Here is a 21,993-nt window from a genome sequence, read left to right as displayed (position 1 = left end):
CAGAGCAAACCCGAAGAGCGCGGATGCCTACGAGCTGACGTCAGCCGCCAACCGCACAATTCGCTCGGCTCGCCGTAACACGGGCGCATCAACCATTATGCCCTCAAATGCGAAGACACCTCGTTCACCGGCGGCTGCAGCAAGAACGTGTCGTGCCCATTGCACCTGGTCGGCCGAGGGCGCATAGCCAGCCCGGATAACCGGTAGCTGGGTTGGGTGGATAGCAACTTTGGCGTCGAAGCCCACGGCAACCGCGTCGTCGACTTCGGCGCGCAGTCCGTCGAGATCTTTGATGTCGAGATAGACCGAATCCAGGGCGAGCCGACCGTGCGCCTTAGCAGCCAACAGCGATTGCGAGCGGACGTGATGGGCCACCTCACGGTACGTCCCGTCCGGGTAGCGGTTGGCAGTGCCGCCGAGCACCGCGAACAAATCCTCAGCGCCCCACATCACCGCGACGGCGTTGTCCACCGATACCATCCCGGTGACGGCGAGGGCGCCCATCGGGGATTCGACCAGTACGATGACGCGCAACGGCACCAACGCTGTGACATGTTCTGGCGCTTCGCATTTGGGAACCATCACGGTGTCATAACCAGTGCGCTTGAGGGCCTCCAGGTCAAGTTGCTGGTCGGCGGTGCCGAACTGGTTGACCCGCACCACCGTGCGGGCCGGGTCGAGTTGAACGTCGACGAGCGCTTTGCGGGCAGCAGGCCGGTCGGCGGCGGCGCATCCGTCCTCGAGGTCGAGGATCACGATATCGGCTGCGGCCGCGGCTTTTTCGTAGCGCTCAGGACGGTCAGCCGGACAGAAGAGCCATGCGGGCCCGGGATTTTGCACCCCCATCAGTCGTTGGCCTCGGCCGGCCGCATCCGCACCATGGTCTTGCGGCTCGCAGTGGCGACAACGTCGCCGTGCTGATTTCGACCGGTATGGGCGAAGGTCACGATGCCCTCCCCCGGACGGCTCTTGGATGCCCGCTTGTCGGTGATCACAGTCTCGGCGTACAGCGTGTCGCCATGGAACAGCGGCTTGGGAAACGCGATCTCAGAGAAGCCGAGGTTGCCCACGATGGTGCCTTGGGTCAGCTGGGCGACCGATAATCCGACCAGGGTGGACAGGGTGAACATCGAGTTCACCAACCGCTGATTGAACGGCGGCAGCGCATCGGAGAACGCGGCATCAAGGTGCAGTGCTTGGGTATTCATGGTCAAAGTCGTGAACAACACATTATCTGCTTCGGTGACGGTCCGTCCGGGGCGATGCAGGTACCGCACACCGGTATCGAATTCTTCGAACCATAACCCGCGCTGGAGGATTGCGCGCTCCTCGTCACTCACAGCCCCACCTCTCGAGCGATCACCATCAACTGCACTTCGGTGGTGCCCTCACCGATCTCGAGGATCTTGCTGTCCCGGTAGTGACGGGCGACCGTGAACTCGTTCATGAACCCGTAGCCGCCGTGGATTTGGGTGGCATCACGCGCGTTGTCCATCGCCGCCTCACTGGCCACCAACTTGGCGATCGCCGCCTGCTTCTTGAACGGCTTGCCGGCCAACATCAGCGCCGCGGCGTCGTAGTAGGCGGTGCGAGCGGTGTGAGCACGAGCCTCCATCCGCGCGATGGTGAATGCGATGGACTGATACCGGCCGATCGGTTGACCAAACGCTTCGCGTTCTGTTGCGTACTTGACACTTTCGTCGACGCAACCCTGCGCGGCTCCGCATGCCAATGCGGCGATCGCGATGCGGCCCTCGTCGAGGATGCGCAGGAAGTTGGCATAGCCGCGACCCCGTTCGCCGAGGAGGTTCTCCTGGGGCACGCGCACGTCGTCTAAGCTCAGCGGATGGGTATCGGAGGCGTTCCAGCCGACCTTGCTGTAGGCCGGCTCCACGGTGAACCCCGGCGTGGGTACCGGCACCAGGATCGACGAGATCTCCTTTTTGCCCTCCCGCTGGCCGGTGACCGCGGTGACCGTCACCAGCTTGGTGATGTCGGTACCGGAGTTGGTGATGAACTGCTTGGAACCGTTGATCACCCAATGACCGTCGTGGAGATGCGCGGTGGTCTTGGTGGCGCCGGCGTCGGTGCCGCCGTCGGGCTCGGTCAGCCCAAACGAGCCTAAGGCGCGACCACTTGCCAACTGCGGCAGCCATTCTCGCTTCTGCGCGTCGGTGCCGAACCGGTATACGGGCATGGCGCCCAGCGAAACACCGGCTTCCAAGGTGATCGCGACGCTCTGGTCGACCTTGCCCAGTTCCTCCAGGGCCAGGCATAGGGCGAAGTAGTCGCCGCCCATCCCGCCGAACTCTTCGGGGAAGGGAAGGCCGAATAAGCCCATCTCGGCCATCCCGGCGACCACCTCGTATGGGAACGAGTGCTCGGCGTCGTGCTGCGCGGCCACCGGCGCGACGACGCTCCGGGCGAAGTCGCGAACCGTCTTGGTCAATTGTTGGTACTCGTCGGGAAGCATCCCGGTCGCCACAAAATTAGTCATGCCTGTTCGACTTTCGTTTTCACGGTGATTCGGGCCAGCGTCTGGCCGACCTTGACCTGGTCGCCGACAGCGACCAGAAGTTCAACCACGCCGTCGACGGACGCTGCCAGCGCGTGCTCCATCTTCATCGCCTCGACGGTGACCACGACGGCGCCCGCCGCTATGTCGGCCCCATCCTCGATGTCCACCGCTACGACTGTCCCAGGCATCGGGCTGGTCAATTCGGCGTCGCCGCTGCGCTCGGCGTCCGGGCGCAGCGGCGCCTCGCGAACCTCGTCGAGCACCGCGGTGACGCCCGCGGCGGCCAACCAGATCTTGCCGCCGGCCGTGGCAACGGTGTAGTCGGTGCGCAGCCCATCCAGCGTCACCGTTAGCCGGTTACCGGTTAGATAGGCCTGCAGCGAATGGGGTTCGCCCTCCTCGATGCGAACTTCGGCAGATCCCTGGGCACCGGTGATGTGTACGTGATCGGTGCGCTCGCCCGCCCGCAGCCGGATACTCACCGGCGCGTTGGTCCCGACGCGCCAGCCGGACGGCACCTCCCACAGGTCGGCGCCGGGCGCCGGACGCAGCTGTGACCAACGGAATGCCGCCGCAGCGATGAATTGTGCATCAGTAGCCGCCGCGGCGACGAAATCGCGTGCCCGTCGGTCCAAGAGCCCGGTGTCGAGCCGACCGGCGATCACGTCGGGATCGGCCAGCAGGAACCGGGCGAACCCGACATTGGTGACCACGCCGAGCACCGCTGTTTCGGCCAGCGCCCGATCGAGGGTGCGCAGCGCGGCCGCCCGATCCGCGCCGTGCGCGATCACCTTGGCCAGCATCGGGTCGTAGTCGCTGCCGACGACCATCCCGGTGGACAGCCCTGAGTCGACCCGCACGCCCGGCGCACCCGGCTCCATCAATGCCAGCACATCGCCGCCGGTGGGCAGGAAGCCGTGCGCTGGATCCTCGGCGTAGACCCGCGCTTCGATCGCGTGCCCCTGCAACGCGATATCAGCCTGACCGATGGTCAGCTTCTCCCCCGCGGCGATCCGGATTTGCCATTCGACCAGATCCCAGCCTGTCACCATCTCGGTGACCGGATGCTCGACCTGTAGCCGGGTGTTCATTTCCATGAAGAAGAACTCGTCGGGCCGGTCAGCCGAGACGATGAACTCCACCGTGCCGGCCCCGGTGTAATCGACGCTGCGGGCGGTATCGCACGCGGCTGCACCGATTCGGGCCCGGGTCGCATCGTCCAACAGCGGTGACGGCGCCTCTTCGACCACCTTCTGGTGCCGCCGCTGCAGGCTGCACTCCCGCTCGCCCAGGTGCACTACATCGCCATACGCGTCGGCCAGCACCTGAACTTCGATATGTCTGGGACGCGACACGAATCGCTCGAGAAACAGCGCATCGTCACCGAACGCAGCCGCCGATTCCCGGCGAGCACTGACCAGGGCGGCGCGCAGGTCAGCCGCCCGATCGACCATCCGCATGCCCTTGCCGCCGCCACCGGCGGAGGGTTTGACCACAACCGGGTAGCCGATCTCCTCGGCCGCCGCAATCAGTTCGTCGTCGGTGAGCCCCGGCCGCGCGATACCCGGAACGACCGGCACGCCGAATGCCGATACCGTGGCCTTGGCGGCAATCTTGTCGCCCATGGTGCGAATTGCGCCCACCGGCGGACCGATGAATGTTATTCCCGCCGATACCAGCGCAGCTGCGAAATCGGCGTTCTCCGAGAGGAATCCGTAGCCCGGGTGAACGGCCTGAGCACCGGTGCGCACCGCCGCGTCGAGGACCGCCGGAGCGTTGAGGTAACTGTCGCGCGCGGGCGCCGGGCCGATTGCGACGGCGAGGTCGGCCTCGGCGACATGGCGTGCGTTGGCGTCAGCGTCGCTGTAGACGGCAACCGACCGGATGCCCATCGCCTGCAGCGTGCGCATCACCCGGACGGCGATCTCACCGCGGTTGGCGATCAGAACGGTATCGAAGACCATCTCATTCACATCCGGAAGACGCCGTAGGAGACTGGCTCGACAGGCGCGTTCGCCACAACCGAAAGCGCAAGACCTACAACAGTTCTGGTGTCAGCTGGGTCGATCACCCCGTCGTCCCAGAGCCGGGCGGTCGAATAGTACGGTTTGCCCTGCTGCTCGTACTGAGCGCGGATCGGCGCCTTGAACGCCTCTTCCTCCTCAGCGCTCATCTCCCCGCGCACGGTCGCCAACACCGATGCGGCTTGCTCGCCACCCATCACCGAGATCCGCGCGTTTGGCCACATCCATAGGAAGCGTGGTGAATACGCCCGTCCGCACATCGAGTAGTTCCCCGCACCGTAGGACCCGCCGATGACCACGGTGAGCTTGGGTACCCGCGCGCAGGCGACCGCGGTCACCATCTTGGCACCGTGTTTTGCGATTCCGCCGGCCTCATAGTCGCGGCCCACCATGAACCCGGATATGTTCTGCAAGAACAACAGCGGCACCAACCGCTTGTCGCACAATTCGATGAAATGCGCTCCCTTGAGCGCGGATTCGCTGAACAGCACGCCATTGTTGGCGACAATCCCGACCGGGTGGCCGTGAATTCGTGCGAAGCCGGTGACCAGCGTGCTGCCGTACTCGGCCTTGAACTCGCCGAATTCGCCCCCGTCGACGAGTCGTGTGATGACGTCGTGCACGTCGTAGGGAATGCGCGAATCCACGGGGACGGCGTCGTACATCTCGCTTTGGTCGGCAATCGGATCCACGCTTGGGCGCACATCCCAAATGGGCGGTTGGCGTGGGCCCAGGGTGGCGACGATGCGCCGGATGATGCGCAACGCGTCTCGGTCGTCATGAGCGAGGTGATCAGTGACACCCGAGGTCTTGGAGTGCAGATCGCCGCCGCCCAGCTCCTCGGCGGTGACCACTTCGCCGGTGGCGGCTTTCACCAGCGGCGGTCCGCCGAGGAAGATGGTGCCCTGGTTGCGGACGATCACCGCCTCGTCGCTCATGGCCGGCACGTAAGCGCCGCCGGCGGTGCAGGATCCGAGCACGGCAGCGATCTGCGGAATGCCTTCGGAGCTGAGTTTGGCCTGGTTGTAGAAGATCCGGCCGAAGTGCTCGCGGTCGGGAAAGACCTCGTCTTGGCGTGGCAGGAAGGCGCCGCCGGAGTCGACGAGGTAGATGCAGGGCAGCCGGTTCTGGCCGGCGATCTCTTGGGCCCGCAGGTGTTTTTTTACCGTAATCGGGTAGTAGGTACCGCCTTTGACCGTTGCGTCGTTGGCCACGATCATGCACTCGCGCCCGGAAATTCGGCCGATGCCGGTGATGATGCTTGCGCCGGGGCACTCGTCGTCGTACATGCCGTCGGCGGCCAACGGCGCAATTTCGAGCAACGGACTGCCGGGATCGAGCAGGGCGTCGACTCGGTCGCGGGGCAGCAGTTTGCCGCGGTCGACGTGGCGCGTGCGGGCACGTTCCGGGCCGCCTAGGGCGGCCGCAGCCAGCTTGTCGCGCAGCTGGGCGACAAGTGCCAGGTGCGCTTCGCGGTTTTCCCCGGGAGAAGCCATCGGTTGCACGCCAATTTCGGTTAATGATCACTAACTCGTGATACGTTAGTGGCGATTAACCGAAGTGTCCAGCATGCGTTGTCGCGGGAGGGCCGTCATGGCAGCGTCTGCCCCGGCCGAGGCGCTCAGCCGCCGCAGTCGACGCAAATCGGACCGCCGCTTGCGGCTCCTGTCGGCGGCTGAGCGGCTGTTCGCCGAACGTGGATTCCTGGCGGTGCGACTAGAAGACATCGGCGCCGCAGCCGGGGTCAGCGGCCCAGCGATCTACCGGCACTTCCCGAACAAGGAGTCGATGCTGGTCGAGTTGTTGGTCGGGATCAGCACCCGTTTGCTCGCCGGTGCACGAGAGGTCATCTCGCGCGAGGCCGACGCCGCCGCGGCACTGGACGGCTTGATCGACTTCCACCTCGACTTCGCTCTGGGTGAACCGGATCTCATCCGTATCCAGGACCGTGACCTGACACATTTACCGGCCGCGGCGCAGCGTCAGGTACGTCGGGCGCAGCGCCAGTACGTGGAGGGCTGGGTGGGCGTGCTGCGCGAGCTCGAGCCGACGCTCGCCGAGACCGACGCGCGGTTGATGGCCCACGCGGTATTCGGGCTGCTCAACTCGACTCAACACAGCCTCAAGCCCGCCGATGGTAAAGCGGCGAGGTCACGGGCCGTGATGCGGGCGATGACGGTCGCCGCCTTGACCGTTGGCGCTGCGCGCCAGTGAGGCCGCTCCGCCGATGTCTCGGCGGCGAGCGCCATCAGCTGCAGGTACCCTGCCAGCATGAGGTGGGCATGAGCGATCCGCGTCGGTCCGAGCACACACGTTCAGCTCAGCAGGGGACCGAGCAAACCGAACGAATACGCCAGGCTTACCCGCCGTACTCCGACCCGGCTTACAGCGGGCAGTCGGTCTATCCGCCCTCGTACTACCCCGGTTCAGCGCCCAATTCGAATGCAACCAATCCGACCGACAAGTTCCCGCGGTACTGGGTGCACGGTCAGACTCCACCAGATCAGCCATCGGGAGAACCCCCGTCGCGGCGGCCGAAAGCACCGCGCTGGCTGTGGATCGCAGCTGCCCTGGCGGTGCTGCTGGTTGCCGCATTGGTCGTCGCCCTGGTGATCGCCAACGGCGCGGCGAGGAAGCAAACCGAGGTGCCCTCGCTGCCCAGTTCACCAACCGCGGCGTCGACCACCTCGACGCCGCCCTCGTCATCCCCCAGCACCTCGGCGCCGAGCAGCACCGCGTCCACGTCGCCCACCAACGCGGGCGCGATGCAGGCCGTGGGCTACAGCGTCACCGGCGAAGGTCACGCAATCAGCATCACCTATGTGGACAACGACGGGATGATGCACACCGAATTCAACGTCGTGTTGCCGTGGAGCAAGGAAGTCAGCCTGCCGGCGTCGAGCAGCGCGAAGGCCAATATCACGATCATCAATATCGGCCACGATGTCACCTGCTCACTGACCGTAGACGGGGTCGAGGTCAGCGAGCGCACCGGCGTTGGCTTGACCGTCTGCAACGGCTCGAGCTGATCTGATTCTCGGGCTCAAACGCCCGTCGAGGTGAGGCTTCGGTGCGGTGCGTGCACCCTCAGCAAGCCCACCAGCCCGACGCCCATGACCAGACACAACCCAGCGATGCCGGCGCGAACCGCGCCGAACACGTCGACGAACACCGAAAACAGCCAGGGCGCCAGGAAAGACACCGCACGTCCGGTCATCGTGTAAAGGCCGAAGGCCACCCCCTCCTTGCCGTCTCGCGACATCCTCAGCAGCAGCGTGCGCGCCGACGACTGCGCCGGCCCGATAAACAGGCACAGCAGCAGCCCGCACAGCCAGAACGCGCGGGGACCCGACAACGTCATCATGGTCAGACACAACGCGATGATGCTGCCAAGTGATGCGGTGATCACCCGCTTCGATCCGATCCGGTCATCGACAAGCCCGCCGACCACCGCGCCAAGCGCCGCCACCACGCTCGCGGCCACGCCGAAAATCAGCACGTCGGCCGGTGAAATCCCGTACACGTTCACCCCGAGGACGCCGCCGAAGGTGAACACGCCGGCCAGCCCATCCCTGAAGACCGCGCTGGCCACCACGAAATACACCAGGTTGCGATCCCGGCGCCATTCGGCGGACAGTTCGGTCCATAACTTGCGGTAACCGCCCAGCAAGCCTCCCGTCGGAGGCGCGACCTCGCCAACCGAAGGCAGCAGGCGCGCCCTCAGCAGCAGCGGCAGCGCGAACACCGCTAACCACCCGCCGGCAACCAGCATCGCCGTCCGGACGTTCATGCCGTCGCTAGGGGACAGATGCAGCAACCCGCGGGTGGACCCGCTACCAGAGATGAAGCCGAAGTAGACCACCAGCAGCAAACCGACGCTGCCCATGAATCCCGCAGCCAAGCCGAAACCGGAGATCCGGCCGGAGGTTCGCGGCGTCGAGAGCTGTCGCAGCATCGCGTTGTAGGGAACGCTGGCCAGATCACCGCACGCCGCTGTCGCGGCAAGGAGCGCCAACCCCGGCCACAAATACCCCGGCCTCTCGCGGATCAAGCTCATCGCGCACGTTAATGCCACGGCCAGGCCGGTCAGCACGGTCAGGGCCACGCGTCGCCGGTGCGGGTCCTCGACCCACACGCCGATCAGCGGCGCCAGCAGTGCGATGGTCATTCCCGCGACGGCGAGCGCGCGACCCAGCCAACTCGCCGGCGGAGCACCACCGGGCAGCCCCTGACCGACGCTGCCGGTCAGATAAACGGAGAACACGAACGTCACCACGATCGCGCTCAGTCCGGCAGCACCGGTGTCCCACAGTGCCCATGTCAACACCCGGGATCGCTCGGATCTGCGCGAACCCGACCCCGGGTTGCCCATGCTCCGACTCTAACGACGGGTCGCCGACCCGGTGCGCCCGGCTTCGCCGCGCTTCCGACCGGCTTCTGGCGCCTGTCTACGATTGGCCCATGCCACTACCCGCGCCCAGCCCCGACGCTCGCGCCGTTGTCACCGGAGCCTCGCAAAACATCGGCGAAGCACTGGCCACCGAACTGGCCGCGCGCGGCCACAGCCTGATCGTCACCGCGCGGCGCGAGGACGTTCTCAGCACCCTGGCCGACCGTCTGACCGACAGTTACGGGGTGGCCGTCGAGGTACGCCCGGCCGACCTCGCCGATCCGGCGGAACGCGCGAAACTGGTCGACGAGTTGGCAACTCGCAACGTCTCGGTCCTGTGCGCCAACGCAGGCACTGCGACCTTCGGTCCGGTCTCGACACTCGACGTAGCGGTGGAAAGAGCACAGGTACAGCTAAACGCGATCGCCGTGCACGATCTCGTGCTCGCGGTGCTGCCCGGGATGATCGAGCGAAAGGCCGGCGGTATCTTGATTTCCGGTTCGGCAGCAGGCAATTCACCCATCCCCTACAACGCGACGTATGCGGCCAGCAAAGCGTTCGTCAACACGTTCAGCGAGTCCTTGCGCGGGGAACTGCGTAAAACCGGTGTGCACGTCACACTGCTGGCACCCGGGCCGGTACGCACCGAGCTACCCGACCCGGCCGAGGCGTCGATCGTCGAGAAGCTGGTGCCCGACTTTCTCTGGATCTCCACTGAGCACACAGCCCGCGCCTCGCTAGATGCGTTGGCGCGCAATAAAATGCGCGTCGTGCCCGGCTTAACGTCCAAGGCCCTGTCGGTGGCGAGCGGGTACGCGCCGCGCGCTATCGTCGCGCCAATCGTCGGAAGCTTCTACAAAAAGCTCGGCGGCTGACTTAGCGGCGGCGGCGACCGCCGCCACCGAGCATGCTGCGGACGATCTCCGTACCGAGCGCTCTGAGAAATGTCTGGAAGCCACGGCTATTCACGAAGCGCTTGAACCATCCTGGTTTCTTCGCGGGCGCGGGCGCCGACTTCGACGCCGCCTCGGCAGGTCGATCAGCCGAGGCGGCCTGCGCTTTCCTGGCTTGGATCTTCTCGTATGCGGATTCCCGGTCGACGGTTTGACCGTACGTCGCCTGCAGCGGGCCGGACTTGGCGGCGGCGGCGATCGCGTCGTCGCCAATGGTGGCCATCAGCGACCGCGGCGAGCGCAAGCGGGTCCACGCTACCGGGGTCGGAGCGCCCCGCTCCGACAACACGGTGACCACCGCTTCACCGATACCCAGCGACGTCAACGCCGAAGCCAAGTCGTAGACATCGGTTTTCGGGTAGGTACGAACGGTCGGGGTGGCTGCAGGCCTGGTAGCTCACTTTGCCTAGGGTGAACGCTGTGCGGGACGAACTGGTGTGGATCGACTGCGAGATGACCGGGCTGGATCTGCGCACGGACAAGCTGATCGAGATCGCCGTGCTGGTCACCGATGCGGACTTGAATGTTCTCGGTGACGGCATCGACGTGGTGATCCACGCCGACGATGCGGCGTTGTCATCGATGATCGACGTGGTTACCGAAATGCACACCCGATCCGGCCTCATCGAGGAGGTGCGGGCGTCCACTGTGGATGTGACGACCGCGGAGACGATGGTGCTCGACTACGTCCGCGAGCACGTCAAACAAGCCAAAACGGCACCGCTGGCCGGTAACTCGATCGCCACCGACCGCGGATTCATCGCCCGCGACATGCCTGTGCTGGACTCGTATCTGCATTACCGGATGATCGATGTGAGCTCGATCAAGGAACTGTGCCGGCGCTGGTACCCCCGCATCTACTACGGCCAGCCGGCCAAGGGCTTGGCGCATCGCGCGCTGGCCGACATTCACGAATCCATCCGCGAATTGCAGTACTACCGGCGCACCGCGTTCGTGCCGCCGCCAGGGCCTGCCACCAGCGACATTGCCGCGATAGCTGTCGAGCTGGGGGGCGAACCGGCCGCGCTGGAGGAAATCGATTCGGTTGTCGAGCGCCCTAACGGCTAGTATCGACGTCGCCGCTCGTCCCCTTCTGGGTCCGGCTGGCGGCGATGGTGAGTGTAGTTCAGTTGGTAGAGCGTCAGGTTGTGATCCTGGATGTCGCGGGTTCGAGTCCCGTCACTCACCCCAAACAGGCGTTACGTCTTGGCGTTGCCGGCGTGCCACTGGTCCCACGGCATGTTCCAGTCGCCGAGACCTTCGGTGCCTGACAGCGGCGGCCCCAAGGTGTTGAGCACTTCCACGATGTCGCCGCGCTTGGTGTGTTCGAAGAACCATTGCGCGTTGCTGGGACTGACATTCAGACAGCCGTGGCTGGTGTCGGTGTGGCCCTGAGCGCCCACCGACCATGGCGCGGAATGCACGAAGACACCGCTGTAGGACATCTGGGTGGCGTAATCCACCTCGGTGCGATAGCCGTTGGGTGAGTTGACCGGTACGCCGTAGGTCGACGAGTCCATGATCATGTGCGCGAACCGCTCCCCGAGTATGTAGATGCCGCTGGCGGTCGGAGTGCTGTCCTTGCCCATCGAGGTCGGCATGGTCGTGACCACCTCACCGTTGACCCGCACGGTCACCATCTTGGTGTCATCGTCGGCTGTTGCGATGACCTCGTCGCCGATGGTGAAGTGGGTGTGCAAGTTGTCTTCACCGAAGACTCCGTCACCCAGGTCGACGCCGTAGGTGTTGACCGCGACGTTGACGACGGTGCCTGGCTTCCAGAAATGCTCTGGGCGCCAACGCACCTCGCGGTTGTTCAGCCAGTAGAACGCGCCATCGACGGGCGGATCCGTGGTCACCACGATGACCTTCTCGGCGGCAGCGCGGTTGGCGATGTTCTCGTCGAACCGGATCGCCACCGGCTCACCGACGCCCACCACCTCGCCGTCGTGCGGCATGGCATACGGCATGGCCAGGTTCTGCGGCGACTGGGTCTGAAACGCCATCTGGCGGGTTGCCTCGCCGCCCAACCCACGCGCCTTGGCGGTCAGCGTGTAGCTCCTGTTGAAGCCCAGCGGCTCGGCGGTCGACCAGCGCACACCGTCGGGACTGAGCTCGCCGCTCAGCGACCGCCCGTTCTCGTTGACGATCTCGACGGAGGCCAGCACGCCGTCATCGGCAGTCACTGATACCGGGCTGTCCACCGCGACGCCCACGGCACCGTCGGTCACCGAAGCGCTGATCTTGGGGACGAGCAGGTCCCCGTACGGCGTGGCCTTGTCCATGATGGCTTTCGGCGGCGGGTTGCCGCCGTTGCCGGTGCAGGCCCCCACGCCCAAAACAGCAGCCGGGACCATCAGCACAGCCAACCATTGGCGGCACCAGTGCGCACGCGTCATCAAGCGACCTACCACGTATGTTGCTCCCCCTCGGAACCGCAATCCGGTGTGACTGGCGAGTATTCTAGGAGGTAGACGACTGTTTACAGTGATCAGCGGACAATCTCAGGCTAGACGTGGGCTCGGCGATTTCACTCGCCGACGGGAGGGCTGTTATTGTCGCAAACGCAGTCCAGCTGGATCCAGGCGCCGTTAGCTCAGTTGGTAGAGCAGCTGACTCTTAATCAGCGGGTCCGGGGTTCGAAACCCTGACGGCGCACCATCTTTGTAACCTCGCCTACTCGGGCTAGCCGGCGGTTCCAGCCAGTTCATGTGCGATCGCGTCGAATGCGCGCAGCGTGTCTGCCATGTGGGGTTCGTGAGAGTGCGGCTGGCTGGATAACTTGGCGGCGACCACCCCCGCAGCGCGGTTGATGTAGACCATCTGACCGAACATGCCCAGGCACAACACGACGTTGCTGCCCGGATACGGGAACCACATGTGGTTGCGATACATCCCGCCGGACAATTCAGTGTCGTCGGGGCTGGCGGCGAACGCCTGCCGTGAATCGGGCCCGCCGTCGAGCGTGTCGGCGATCCACGCCGCGGGCACCACTTGCTGGCCGGTCAGCGAGACGCCGTCGCGCAAGAACAGCGACCCGAACCGGATCATGTCGGTTAAGCAGGCGTTGATGCCGCCGTCGAAGAATCCGGTGCCGACGGCATCGACGCCGATGGTGGCGTCGCATTGGGCGCCGATGCGGCTCCACAGCAGCTCCGACATCAGTGTGGGCATCCGCTGACCGCCGGCGGCCTCGCAGATCCAGCCGAGTACATCGGTTTCGCATGAGCGATATTCGAACGGACCGCCGTGGGGCGACTTCTGCCGCAAGGTCAGCAGGAAATCACGCAGCGTGGAAGGGACGTCGGGACCGCTCCTGGGCGCCCACCCCATCGCCTGATCGAGGATGTGTACCTCCGCGGCCGGGTCACCATGGTTTTCCGAGAACGCGATACCCGACCTCATGTCCAGCAGGTGGCGCACCGTCGCACCGGCGTAGCCGCAGTTCGCCAAGCCGGGGACGAAGGCCGTGACCGGCGCGCCAAGGTCGATCGCACCCGTCCCGTGCAGCGCGCCGACGACGGCTGCTACGAGCGGCTTGCTCACGGAGAACAGCAGGTGCCGGGTCTCGGCTGTTAGGCCGTCGAGGTACTCCTCGGCCACGATCGACCCGCCGTAGGCGACGGCCCACCCGTCGGTAGCGGTGGCCGCCATCACCGCGCCAACGGTGGTGGCCGCGCTGTCAGTGCGGGTGACCGGGACGTCGGCCATCTCAGCATTGCCTGGGGGCAACGGGGCGACCGGCCCGTTCTCGCGCGAGATTACCGCGGTCGGCACCATCTCTTCGACGTGCTGGAACGACCACTGCGAATATGGCGGCGACAGCCAATTCTCCAGCGAGATGCCGACCGGAATATCAGCGGGTGCGGCGCTGCTCACGCTCGTGCGACAAACCGCGAAACGACCGGGGTGGCAGGCCCCAAGGGTATTGATTCGAACTTCGCCTTGATGCCCTTGACCCAGCGCTTGCAGCGCTCGGTGAGCTGGTAGTCCTCGGTCTGCAAGTGCCCCCGGGTGACGAGGATGCCGAGTTGGGCGCCCTCGCAGCGTAAGTCGCCGGGCGCCGCGACCCGCATGTAGAAGGCCTCGGACTCGTCAATCACCGAGGCCCAGGCGTGGGCGGGCCGCGCAAAGGTGACGCGTCCGTCCTCTTCGATGCGCCACACACCGGTGCGTGGCGTCGCGCTGAAAAGCTCGACATCCGACGAGGTCTCCGTGAGTACCACCTGGCCCCAGACCTCGTCCTCGCCATAGCCCCGCTCCCAGCGGCAATTGATCTCCTCGATGTCGAGTTCGTATTCCACGTCCATGTACTCGAGCAGGTGGAAGAGGAACAGCGGCATGTCGGCGTAGGCCTCGGTGGTCAAGTTCGTCATCGGGCTGGCGCCGGACAGGCGCGGGTTCACCTCGCCGAGGTAGAGCTCGTCGGAGTCCAGGTCATGCAAGAGGTCCACCTCGAAGTAGCCGAGATACCCTTCGCGGCGAAGGATGTCGCCCAGCTTTCGCACCATTTCTCGGGCGGCGTGCGTCTGTGCGGGCGGCAGCACATCGCGCCAGATGTCGTTGCCGCACCAGGCGCCCTTGCGCGACGTCAGCTCCGGGTAGCCCACGAGACTGGTCATCGCGGGACCGACCGCGATGCCGTGACGGGTCACCGTGCCCTCGATGCATACCTCGACATTGCGGATGCGCTTCATGACTTTAAGTTCCTGTTGGGCCAGGTCCCCGGCATGATCGTCCCAATCGCGCTGACCGCGCACAAAGAACGTCGCGCTGCCGGCGTCGCCATAAGCGGCCTCTACGACCACGTCGTCTCCCAGTTCGGCGCTTTGCGCGAGCGCCGTCAGCTCGTCGTAGGTGCCGGCCCGGCCGATCGCGTGAGGCACGCTGGGAACGCCCGCCTCATCGGCCAGTCGCGTCATGACGATCTTGGAGCCTAGGCGATGGCGCAGCTCCGCCGGGGGGTGCATGACGTCCAGACCCGCCTGGTGCGCGAGGGCCTGGGTCTGCTCGTCGAGCATCACAAAGCAGGCCTTGCCACCGGGCCCTCGTTGCGCGATCAACTCAAGCGTCTCGGCATCGCGCAGGAGATGCTTGCACACATCCCCCATGGAATCGAAATCGATGCGGTCGCGCCGCCGGGGTACGAACACGCGCGGGTGTGCACCCTCGAATGAGTCGTAGTAGGTCAAGTAGGAGAAGTTCCGTACCCAGCCGTCGATGCCTAGCAGGTTGAACGGGGTCGGCGAGATGAAGTAAAGCGGCACTGCATTGGTATGAAAAAACGCGCGTACGTCCGACAGGCCGTTCAGCGCGCGGCGCGGCTCGGGTTCAGGCCCGCCGAGGGGCACCATCACGCCGGCCGCGGTGACGTCGACGCCCGATATTGCGGGGCTGGCGGGGCGGCTGCGGTCAGCGCGGCGGCGGTGAAATCACGCATCGTCATTCCACAAGTGTGGCCTGTTTACGGCCGTGCGGAAAGACTAGTGACGCTTATGCGCCGCGAAGAACGGCGCATCAAGTGCCGATCACCTGTTGCGAATCCGCCGGACCACCACAACGATGGTCAGCGCGCCGATCCCGGCCAGAAAGACCGCCACGGCGGGCTTCTTGACGAACCCGATCACCCGGGCTTTGGCGTCGTCGGCGAGTCGGCGGGGATTGGCCCGCTCAGCCAGTGAGTCGACGGTTGACGCGAGCTGGTCGCGGGCCTGGTCGATCTCCTGCTTAATGGTGTCAGGATCCCGCTCCGCCACTCTCGTCCTTCCTGTCGTCGGCGCACCACGACCGGCCTCGGTCTAGGTTGGTGCCTGCCGACCTACCCTAAAGCAGTCGGAGCCGGTACAACGTGCCGGTGAACAGAAAGGGGCCTTCCTTGACCGATGCCGCACGCCTCGCGCCGGGCGACAAAGCGCCCGCCTTCAGCCTGCCTGACGCCGATGGGAACAAGGTATCGCTGGCCGATTACACGGGCCGTCGGGTCATCGTGTACTTCTACCCGGCGGCGTCAACTCCGGGCTGCACCAAACAGGCCTGCGACTTTCGCGACAGTCTGACCGAGCTCAACGGCGCCGGACTAGACGTCGTCGGCATCTCCCCCGATAGACCGGAAAAGCTGGCCAAATTCCGTGACGCCGAAGGCCTGACATTTCCGCTGCTGTCCGATCCCGACCGCAAAGTGCTGACCGCCTGGGGCGCCTACGGCGAAAAACAGATGTACGGCAAGACCGTGCAGGGCGTGATCCGCTCCACGTTTGTGGTCGACGAAAAGGGCAAGATCGCCGTCGCGCAATACAACGTCAAGGCCACCGGCCATGTGGCCAAACTGCGCCGCGACCTGTCGGTCTAAACCAGGTTCGCCCCACCTGCTGCCGCGGCTGATCGCGGGTCGCGACCGCGGCCGCTGTCCGAACACCAGCCCGGCCCGCACCGGCGAGCAACCACCGACCCCGAAGACAGTACCGCGCTACGTCAAACCCGAACCCGCCGCCATACACCAGGCCACCGAGAGGCTCTCCAGCCCCCGCCGACACGGCTGAACCACAGGTCAGCGGCCAACTGGATCGCTACTTTGCGCTTTCTGACAGCTTCGGGATTCCTGGACCGGCTTAGCCGGTCCAGGCTTTTTCTTTGTGTTCGCCGTAGTGACTGAACGCGGTACGTAGGCCGGTGAGTACTTCTGCGGCGGTCTCGAACAGCGCCTGTGCTCGCGGTTCGCTGACTTTGTCGATATCGCCGCGCAGATGCCCGACAAGCTCGCCGAGCTTGTCGGCGATCGCGGTGGTGTGCACTACGGGGTCCGGCGAATCATGATCGTCAATAATCATCGCAAAAACTACCTTTCAGGATGTGCTGTGCTGGCGCTTGCCTTTACGCCAGGTGTGAGTTGTGTGAATCCCCGGCCCACCCGCAAGACCCGGGCGGCATCTCCGCTCAGCCCCGCGGGCGACAGCGAAGGCCGACCAGCTCTTAGTCGGGAAGATCGGTTAAACCAAATCTACCACTCGATATCGGATAACGATAGTGTAATCCGATATCGGTCATCGATAGCTGAAAACATGAGCGAGCCACGGCCCACCTAGCGAGTCTGATGCACAAGTGCGTGGGCCATCCCCCAGAAGCCCTCCACACCTCTGAACCCGCCGGGACGCAACTCGCGCAGCTTGGTGAGCACGATCGCCCCGCTGATGTCGATCAGCAACAGCACCGACGCCAGCCGGGTCAGCAACCCGATGACGATCAATGCACCGCAGGCGATTTCGACGACGCCGTCAAAGTCGGCGAAAAACGTCGCCGCCGGCATCCCAATCGTGTCGAACCGGCCCGGTCCCAGCTTGTCCGGGTAGAGGAACTTCTGGATCCCCTCGCTGGCGAATACCAGCCCCACAGCCACCCGCACACAGATCACCGCCGCCGGCCCGTCCGCGCCCAGGACGCGCGCCCACACACGCCGTGCCGTTCCCGCCATCGACACTCGCCTTCCGATATCGCTGACCGATATGATGCGAGCCTACCGGCGGCTCGGCGTCACCGACGCGGTGGTGATCGGGCTGGGATCGATGATCGGCGCGGGAATCTTCGCCGCGCTCGCTCCAGCTGCGGCGGTGGCCGGATCCGGGTTGTTGATCGGGCTGGCGGTCGCGGCGGTGGTCGCCTACAGCAATGCCATCTGCTCGGCGCGGCTGGCCGCCCGATACCCCGCCTCCGGCGGCAGCTATGTCTACGGGCGTGAACGACTCGGCGAGTTCTGGGGGTATCTGGCCGGGTGGGGATTCGTCGTCGGCAAGACCGCCTCGTGTGCGGCGATGGCGTTGACCGTCGGGCTTTACATTCGGCCCGGGCAGGCGCACGTGGTCGCGGTCGCGGCGGTGCTGGCGTTGACCGCGGTGAACTACCGCGGTGTGCAGAAATCGGCGTTGCTCACCCGGATCATCGTGGCGGTCGTGCTTGCGGTGCTGGCTGCCGTCGTCTTGGCAGCACTGAGCTGGGCTGCCGGGCAATGGTCGCGGCTGGACGTCGGCGCTGACGCCACGGCGTGGGGTGTGTTGCAGGCGGCGGGTCTGCTGTTTTTCGCCTTCGCTGGCTATGCCCGCATTGCCACCCTCGGTGAGGAAGTCCGCGACCCGGCCCGCACCATCCCCCGCGCTATTCCGATCGCGCTGGCAATCGCGCTCGCCGTTTACGCTGCAGTCGCCGTCGCGTCGCTGATGGTGCTCGGACCACACGGATTAGCTACCGCCACAGCACCGTTGGCCGAGGTGGTGCGCGCCGCTGGAGCAGCTGCGCTGGTGCCCTTGGTCCGTGCCGGGGCGGCAGCCGCCGCATTGGAATCACTGCTGGCGCTGATCCTCGGTGTTTCCCGCACCACATTCGCCATGGCCCGCGACCGGCACCTACCGCGGATGCTGGCGGCGGTGCACCCTTGCTTCGACGTGCCGCATCGCGTCGAGCTGGCCGTCGGCGTCGTCGTCGCGGTCCTTGCCGCGTTCGTCGATGTGCGCGGCGCGATCGGGTTCTCCTCCTTCGGAGTGCTGGCCTACTACGCCATCGCCATCGCCATCGCCAACGCCTCGGCCTGGACCCTCACCCTAAGCGAAGGCCCCCCGCCACGCCTGATCCCGGTCCTCGGCACCACCGGATGCCTGATCCTGGCCTTCGCCCTTCCCATCACCTCAGTCTTGTCCGGCGCCGCAGTCCTCGCCATCGGTGCCCTGGCCTACCTCACCCGCCGACGACTGACCCCAACGCATCCGTGAGACTTGTTGCCAGACAGCGCAGCTTAGGTGTGACCGCCGAGCACCTCGCGCGCCAATTCCGCCAGCGCTTTGCGGTCGGCATCCAATGCCTTGCGCCCGGCGCGCGTCGCCTGATAGACCCTACGCACACGTCCGTCCACAACCTGTTGCTCCGAGGTCAACAACCCATCGGCTTCCAGCCGATGCAACGTCGGATACAAGGTGCCCGGGCTGATGTCGTACCCGTGCCGCGCCAGCTCCGTGGTCAGCCACGCACCATGCACGCCATCGTGGGCCGCATGGTGCAGAATGTGCAGCCGCACCGCCCCACGCAGAAACTCCCGCACCCACACCACCACCAAAATGACGAATCCGATATCGGCAACCGATTCTACCTGCACCGGGCACATGGGCGGGCCAACCATCCCGGGGCCACCGCAGCCCTATTTGAGACTGCTCCGATGAGCCAGCTCGACCAGGACGCCCGCCGATCTTTATTGCGGCGCGGATTTGCCCTCGAATACGCCCCACTGGCCTGGAACGTGGTCGGCATCGTCATCCTCGCGGCGGACGGCCCTCCAGGCCAGATCGGTGGCGCTTGCCGGCTTCGGGTTGGACTCGCTGATCGATGACGACCACATCCACCGAAATGGCTAGCGTGCGACACCTCGTCGATGATGTCGACAGTGCGATCGATTTCTACGCCACGCACCTCGGCTTCGCTTTGGACCTCAACGCCGCACCGGCCTTCGCCGAAGTAATTCGCGGGCCATTGCGGTTGTTGCTGTCCGGGCCCACTAGAGCGGCACGTCCGATGGCAGACGGCGCCAAACCGGCGCCAGGCGGCTGGAACCGCCCGGTCCGGCGGGGTTCCGTTTCTATCAGACTCACGTGGTTGCGCGCGACGATCTCTCCCGAGGCCAGTACAGCGGCTTGGTCGGCCCGGTGTACATCGAACCCAAGCAAAATCCGGGCCGCTACGACCAGGAGATTTTCCTGACGCTCAAGGAGTTTCGCCGCGGCCTGTGAGCCCACCTTCAGCCGCGGTGGCGACACGGCCAGCGATTTCCTGGCCGGCAAAGAGGATCCCGACCTCAAGGACAAAGGCGAATCAGCTATGAAAGCGTGGCTGGCCCACGGTAACCCGCGTGGGTACGAGGTCGGCTACAGCGCGTTTCCCATCAACGGGCGGATGCTCGGCCACGGCGATCCGATCCGCGTGCAAACCGGCCAACGGGTGCTGCTGCACGTCCTCAACGGCAGCGCCACCGAAACCCGCAGCCTTGCCTTGCCCGGCCATACGTTCACCGTGATCGCCCTCGACGGTAACCCGGTGCCCCACCCCGCACCGGTGCCGGTGCTGTGGCTCGTTGCGGCCGAGCGGCCTCGGCGATTGTCCCCATGACCACCCCGGGGGTATGGGTGCTCGGCGATCTTTCCGACGACGACCGCGGACACGGCATGGGCATCGTTGTGGAATACGCGGGCAACACCGGGAATCCGCGATGGGCGCCACCCCCGCCGTTCAACTGGGATTACCGCCGGTTTGCGGCACCCAACCCAGCAGGCGCAATCCCGCCCGATCACACTATCGAAATGCTGATCGAGAAGCACAACGCCGCCGACAATGGCTTCAACGTCTGGACTATCAACGCCAGACCGTTTTCCATGGACACCAACAAACCGGTGCTCGACCTGCAATTGAACAAGCGATACCGGCTGCGCTTTCGCAACGCCCCCGACGACTTGCACCCACTGCACCTGCACCGGCACGCATTCGAAATCACCTGCGTCGCCGGCACACCCACGGCCGGCGTGCGCAAGGACGTCGCAATGCTCGGCGGCTACCAAAGCATGGAGATCGACTTCGTCGCCGATCAACCCGGCCTGTCGCTGCTGCATTGCCATCGGCAGATCCACATGGACTACGGGCTCATGACGCTGCTGAACACAACATGACCACTGGCTGCCGGCCTTCAGGCCAGGTTGGCCAGTAGCAGCGCCTCGGTGGCCGCGGCCCGTTCCAGCACACCCAAATGCAAGCTTTCATTGATGCTGTGCGCCTGCGTCGCTGGGTCCTCCACGCCGGTAACCAGAATGGCCGCATGCGGGAACGCGGCGGCGAACTCGGCGATGAACGGGATCGACCCGCCCATCCCCATCTCGACCGGCTCGGTTCCCCAGGCTTGTCGCAACGCCGCCCGTGCCGCGTCGTAGACCGGGCCGCCGGCGTCGATGGCGTAGGGCTGGCCGATGTCGCCGGGCGCCACGGTGACGTGCGCGCCCCACGGCGCGTGTTGTTCCAGATGAACGCGCAACGCATCCAGATGTGCGGCCGCGTCGCCCCCAGGAGCGACGCGCATGCTGACCTTGGCGCGAGCACGCGGGATCAACGTATTCGACGATGCGGCAATGGATGTGGTGTCGATGCCGATCACCGTGATTGCCGGCTTGGCCCACAGTCGCTGCGGCACCGAGCCAGAGCCGATTTCGGTTACCCCACCCAGCAGGCCCGACTCGGCTCGCACCCGCTCGGCAGGGTAATAGACTGCGGCGGCGGTACTTTCGCGCAGACCGGCGACCGCGACGTTGCCGTCGTCATCGTGCAGGCTGGCCAACAGGCGCACCAGTACGGACAGCGCGTCAGGAACTACACCGCCCCACAGACCGGAGTGCAGGCCGTGGTCCAGGGTGGCGACCTCGACCACGCAGTCGGCCAGCCCGCGTAGCGACACGGTCAGCGCGGGAACGTCGGTGCTCCAGTTGTCCGAATCGGCGATGACAATCACGTCGGCGGCCAACGCGTCGCGATGCGCAGCCAGCAGCCGGCCCAGCGAGGGCGAGCCGATCTCCTCCTCGCCCTCGACGAACACCGTCACCCCCACCGGAGGCTGGCCGCCGTGAGCCCGAAACGCCGCTAAATGCGTTGCGATACCAGCTTTGTCGTCGGCGCTGCCGCGTCCGTAGAGTCTACCGTCGCGTTCGGCCGGCTCGAACGGCGGTGAGGTCCACTGTGCGGGATCGCCTTCGGGTTGCACGTCGTGGTGGGCGTATAGCAGCGCCGTTGGCGCTCCCGGCGGCGCCGGATACCGGGCGATGACGGCGGGCGCACCGCCCTCGCTGACTATCTGTACATCGTCAAAACCAGCCTGCGACAACAGGTCCGCCGTGGCTTGGGCGCTGCGATGCACCTGGTCACGACGAGCCGGGTCGGCCCCGACTGATTGGATGCGTACCAGTGCCTCCAGATCACGGCGCACTGATGGCAATACCTCGCGGACGCGTTCGACGAGATCGCTCATGATCTTTTTAGGCTAGCGGTTCGCCAAATACGGCGCGAGCGTGCACACAGTGCCGGCGATCGCGGCGTGTC

The 21,993-nt window shown here is 65.5% G+C and carries 20 protein-coding genes, 2 tRNA genes and 3 pseudogenes; 10 read left to right on the top strand and 15 right to left on the bottom strand.

Annotated features, from left to right (window positions below):
- Positions 1-27 precede the first annotated feature (27 nt).
- The 5 genes from M5I08_RS10945 to M5I08_RS10925 are packed head-to-tail and all read right to left on the bottom strand — an operon-like array spanning position 28 to position 6,038.
- The gene (locus M5I08_RS10945; protein WP_219066627.1) at positions 28-846 is read right to left on the bottom strand and encodes an HpcH/HpaI aldolase/citrate lyase family protein; all 819 of its coding nucleotides are present in this window, start codon (positions 844-846) and stop codon (positions 28-30) included.
- A complete protein-coding gene (locus M5I08_RS10940; RefSeq protein ID WP_219066626.1) occupies positions 846-1,340 on the bottom strand; it encodes a MaoC family dehydratase in 495 nt (164 codons plus the stop codon). The genes M5I08_RS10945 and M5I08_RS10940 overlap by 1 nt, the downstream gene beginning before the upstream one ends.
- Positions 1,337-2,497 (bottom strand): acyl-CoA dehydrogenase family protein, encoded by a 1,161-nt coding sequence (locus tag M5I08_RS10935; protein ID WP_219066625.1) that lies wholly within the window; start codon positions 2,495-2,497, stop codon positions 1,337-1,339. Before M5I08_RS10935 ends, M5I08_RS10940 begins: the two co-directional genes overlap by 4 nt.
- Positions 2,494-4,482: an acetyl-CoA carboxylase biotin carboxylase subunit gene (locus M5I08_RS10930; protein WP_219066661.1), complete on the bottom strand. Its 1,989-nt coding sequence runs from the start codon at positions 4,480-4,482 to the stop codon at positions 2,494-2,496. Before M5I08_RS10930 ends, M5I08_RS10935 begins: the two co-directional genes overlap by 4 nt.
- 5 nt (positions 4,483-4,487) lie before the next feature.
- Positions 4,488-6,038 carry a carboxyl transferase domain-containing protein gene (locus M5I08_RS10925; protein WP_219066624.1) on the bottom strand — a complete coding sequence of 517 codons (1,551 nt, stop codon included), beginning with the start codon at positions 6,036-6,038 and terminating at the stop codon, positions 4,488-4,490.
- Positions 6,039-6,135: 97 nt separating this feature from the next.
- On the opposite strand from M5I08_RS10925, the gene M5I08_RS10920 reads away from it, so the two are divergent.
- Entirely contained in the window at positions 6,136-6,756 is a 621-nt protein-coding gene (locus M5I08_RS10920; RefSeq protein WP_219066623.1) for an SACE_7040 family transcriptional regulator, read from the top strand.
- A 68-nt stretch (positions 6,757-6,824) separates the two neighbouring features.
- The gene (locus tag M5I08_RS10915; protein WP_219066622.1) at positions 6,825-7,571 is read left to right on the top strand and encodes an MmpS family transport accessory protein; all 747 of its coding nucleotides are present in this window, start codon (positions 6,825-6,827) and stop codon (positions 7,569-7,571) included.
- A gap of 14 nt (positions 7,572-7,585) precedes the next feature.
- Here M5I08_RS10915 and M5I08_RS10910 read toward each other — a convergent pair whose 3' ends face one another.
- Positions 7,586-8,914, bottom strand: a complete 1,329-nt coding sequence (locus M5I08_RS10910; protein WP_219066621.1) for an MFS transporter — start codon at positions 8,912-8,914, stop codon at positions 7,586-7,588.
- 89 nt (positions 8,915-9,003) lie between these two features.
- On the opposite strand from M5I08_RS10910, the gene cmrA reads away from it, so the two are divergent.
- A complete protein-coding gene (gene cmrA, locus M5I08_RS10905; protein ID WP_219066620.1) occupies positions 9,004-9,807 on the top strand; it encodes a mycolate reductase in 804 nt (267 codons plus the stop codon).
- Position 9,808: 1 nt separating this feature from the next.
- Here the strand turns inward: cmrA and M5I08_RS10900 are convergent.
- Positions 9,809-10,270 (bottom strand): annotated as a pseudogene (locus M5I08_RS10900) (helicase HerA-like domain-containing protein); the annotation flags it as partial.
- A gap of 35 nt (positions 10,271-10,305) precedes the next feature.
- Between M5I08_RS10900 and orn the strand changes: the two are divergent.
- Positions 10,306-10,953: an oligoribonuclease gene (gene orn, locus M5I08_RS10895; RefSeq protein WP_219066618.1), complete on the top strand. Its 648-nt coding sequence runs from the start codon at positions 10,306-10,308 to the stop codon at positions 10,951-10,953.
- A gap of 47 nt (positions 10,954-11,000) precedes the next feature.
- A tRNA-His gene (locus M5I08_RS10890) sits at positions 11,001-11,076 on the top strand.
- 8 nt (positions 11,077-11,084) lie between these two features.
- Here the strand turns inward: M5I08_RS10890 and M5I08_RS10885 are convergent.
- The gene (locus M5I08_RS10885; protein ID WP_219066660.1) at positions 11,085-12,284 is read right to left on the bottom strand and encodes a L,D-transpeptidase; all 1,200 of its coding nucleotides are present in this window, start codon (positions 12,282-12,284) and stop codon (positions 11,085-11,087) included.
- Between the two features lie 186 nt (positions 12,285-12,470).
- Between M5I08_RS10885 and M5I08_RS10880 the strand changes: the two genes are divergently transcribed.
- Positions 12,471-12,546: transfer RNA gene (locus M5I08_RS10880), tRNA-Lys, on the top strand.
- A gap of 24 nt (positions 12,547-12,570) precedes the next feature.
- Here M5I08_RS10880 and M5I08_RS10875 read toward each other — a convergent pair.
- The 3 genes from M5I08_RS10875 to M5I08_RS10865 all read right to left on the bottom strand — a co-directional run bounded on the left by M5I08_RS10875 (position 12,571) and on the right by M5I08_RS10865 (position 15,641).
- On the bottom strand, positions 12,571-13,722 hold the full coding sequence (locus tag M5I08_RS10875) for a serine hydrolase domain-containing protein (RefSeq protein WP_249763342.1): 1,152 nt from the start codon (positions 13,720-13,722) through the stop codon (positions 12,571-12,573).
- A gap of 38 nt (positions 13,723-13,760) precedes the next feature.
- Entirely contained in the window at positions 13,761-15,239 is a 1,479-nt protein-coding gene (locus M5I08_RS10870; protein WP_370328636.1) for a biotin carboxylase, read from the bottom strand.
- A gap of 174 nt (positions 15,240-15,413) precedes the next feature.
- Positions 15,414-15,641, bottom strand: a complete 228-nt coding sequence (locus M5I08_RS10865) for a DUF3618 domain-containing protein (RefSeq protein WP_219066616.1) — start codon at positions 15,639-15,641, stop codon at positions 15,414-15,416.
- A gap of 119 nt (positions 15,642-15,760) precedes the next feature.
- Here M5I08_RS10865 and bcp point away from each other — a divergent pair, with 119 nt between their 5' ends.
- Positions 15,761-16,234, top strand: a complete 474-nt coding sequence (gene bcp, locus M5I08_RS10860; RefSeq protein ID WP_219066615.1) for a thioredoxin-dependent thiol peroxidase — start codon at positions 15,761-15,763, stop codon at positions 16,232-16,234.
- Between the two features lie 259 nt (positions 16,235-16,493).
- On the opposite strand, the gene M5I08_RS10855 is transcribed toward bcp, so the two are convergent.
- Together M5I08_RS10855 and M5I08_RS10850 are read right to left on the bottom strand one after the other, a co-directional pair.
- Positions 16,494-16,712, bottom strand: a complete 219-nt coding sequence (locus tag M5I08_RS10855) for a hypothetical protein (protein ID WP_219066614.1) — start codon at positions 16,710-16,712, stop codon at positions 16,494-16,496.
- Between the two features lie 272 nt (positions 16,713-16,984).
- Positions 16,985-17,317: pseudogene (locus M5I08_RS10850) on the bottom strand (DoxX family protein); the annotation flags it as partial.
- A gap of 67 nt (positions 17,318-17,384) precedes the next feature.
- Between M5I08_RS10850 and M5I08_RS10845 the strand changes: the two are divergent.
- On the top strand, positions 17,385-18,641 hold the full coding sequence (locus M5I08_RS10845; RefSeq protein WP_219066613.1) for an APC family permease: 1,257 nt from the start codon (positions 17,385-17,387) through the stop codon (positions 18,639-18,641).
- 23 nt (positions 18,642-18,664) lie between these two features.
- Here M5I08_RS10845 and M5I08_RS10840 read toward each other — a convergent pair whose 3' ends face one another.
- Positions 18,665-18,967 (bottom strand): Rv3488 family transcriptional regulator, encoded by a 303-nt coding sequence (locus tag M5I08_RS10840; protein WP_219066657.1) that lies wholly within the window; start codon positions 18,965-18,967, stop codon positions 18,665-18,667.
- 114 nt (positions 18,968-19,081) lie between these two features.
- Here M5I08_RS10840 and M5I08_RS10835 point away from each other — a divergent pair, with 114 nt between their 5' ends.
- Both M5I08_RS10835 and M5I08_RS26750 read left to right on the top strand, forming a co-directional pair.
- Positions 19,082-19,252, top strand: a complete 171-nt coding sequence (locus tag M5I08_RS10835) for a hypothetical protein (RefSeq protein ID WP_219066612.1) — start codon at positions 19,082-19,084, stop codon at positions 19,250-19,252.
- A 217-nt stretch (positions 19,253-19,469) separates the two neighbouring features.
- A pseudogene (locus M5I08_RS26750) lies at positions 19,470-20,579 on the top strand (multicopper oxidase domain-containing protein); the annotation flags it as partial.
- Between the two features lie 17 nt (positions 20,580-20,596).
- Here M5I08_RS26750 and M5I08_RS10815 read toward each other — a convergent pair.
- Positions 20,597-21,922, bottom strand: coding sequence for a dipeptidase (locus M5I08_RS10815; RefSeq protein ID WP_219066611.1), 1,326 nt, complete (start codon positions 21,920-21,922; stop codon positions 20,597-20,599).
- Between the last annotated feature and the right edge of the window lie 71 nt (positions 21,923-21,993).

It is taken from the genome of Candidatus Mycobacterium methanotrophicum (assembly GCF_023515995.1).
GTDB lineage: Bacteria > Actinomycetota > Actinomycetes > Mycobacteriales > Mycobacteriaceae > Mycobacterium > Mycobacterium methanotrophicum.
The sequence above is the reverse complement of the archived record's forward strand: the minus strand, read 5'-3'. Positions and strand labels throughout refer to the sequence as shown.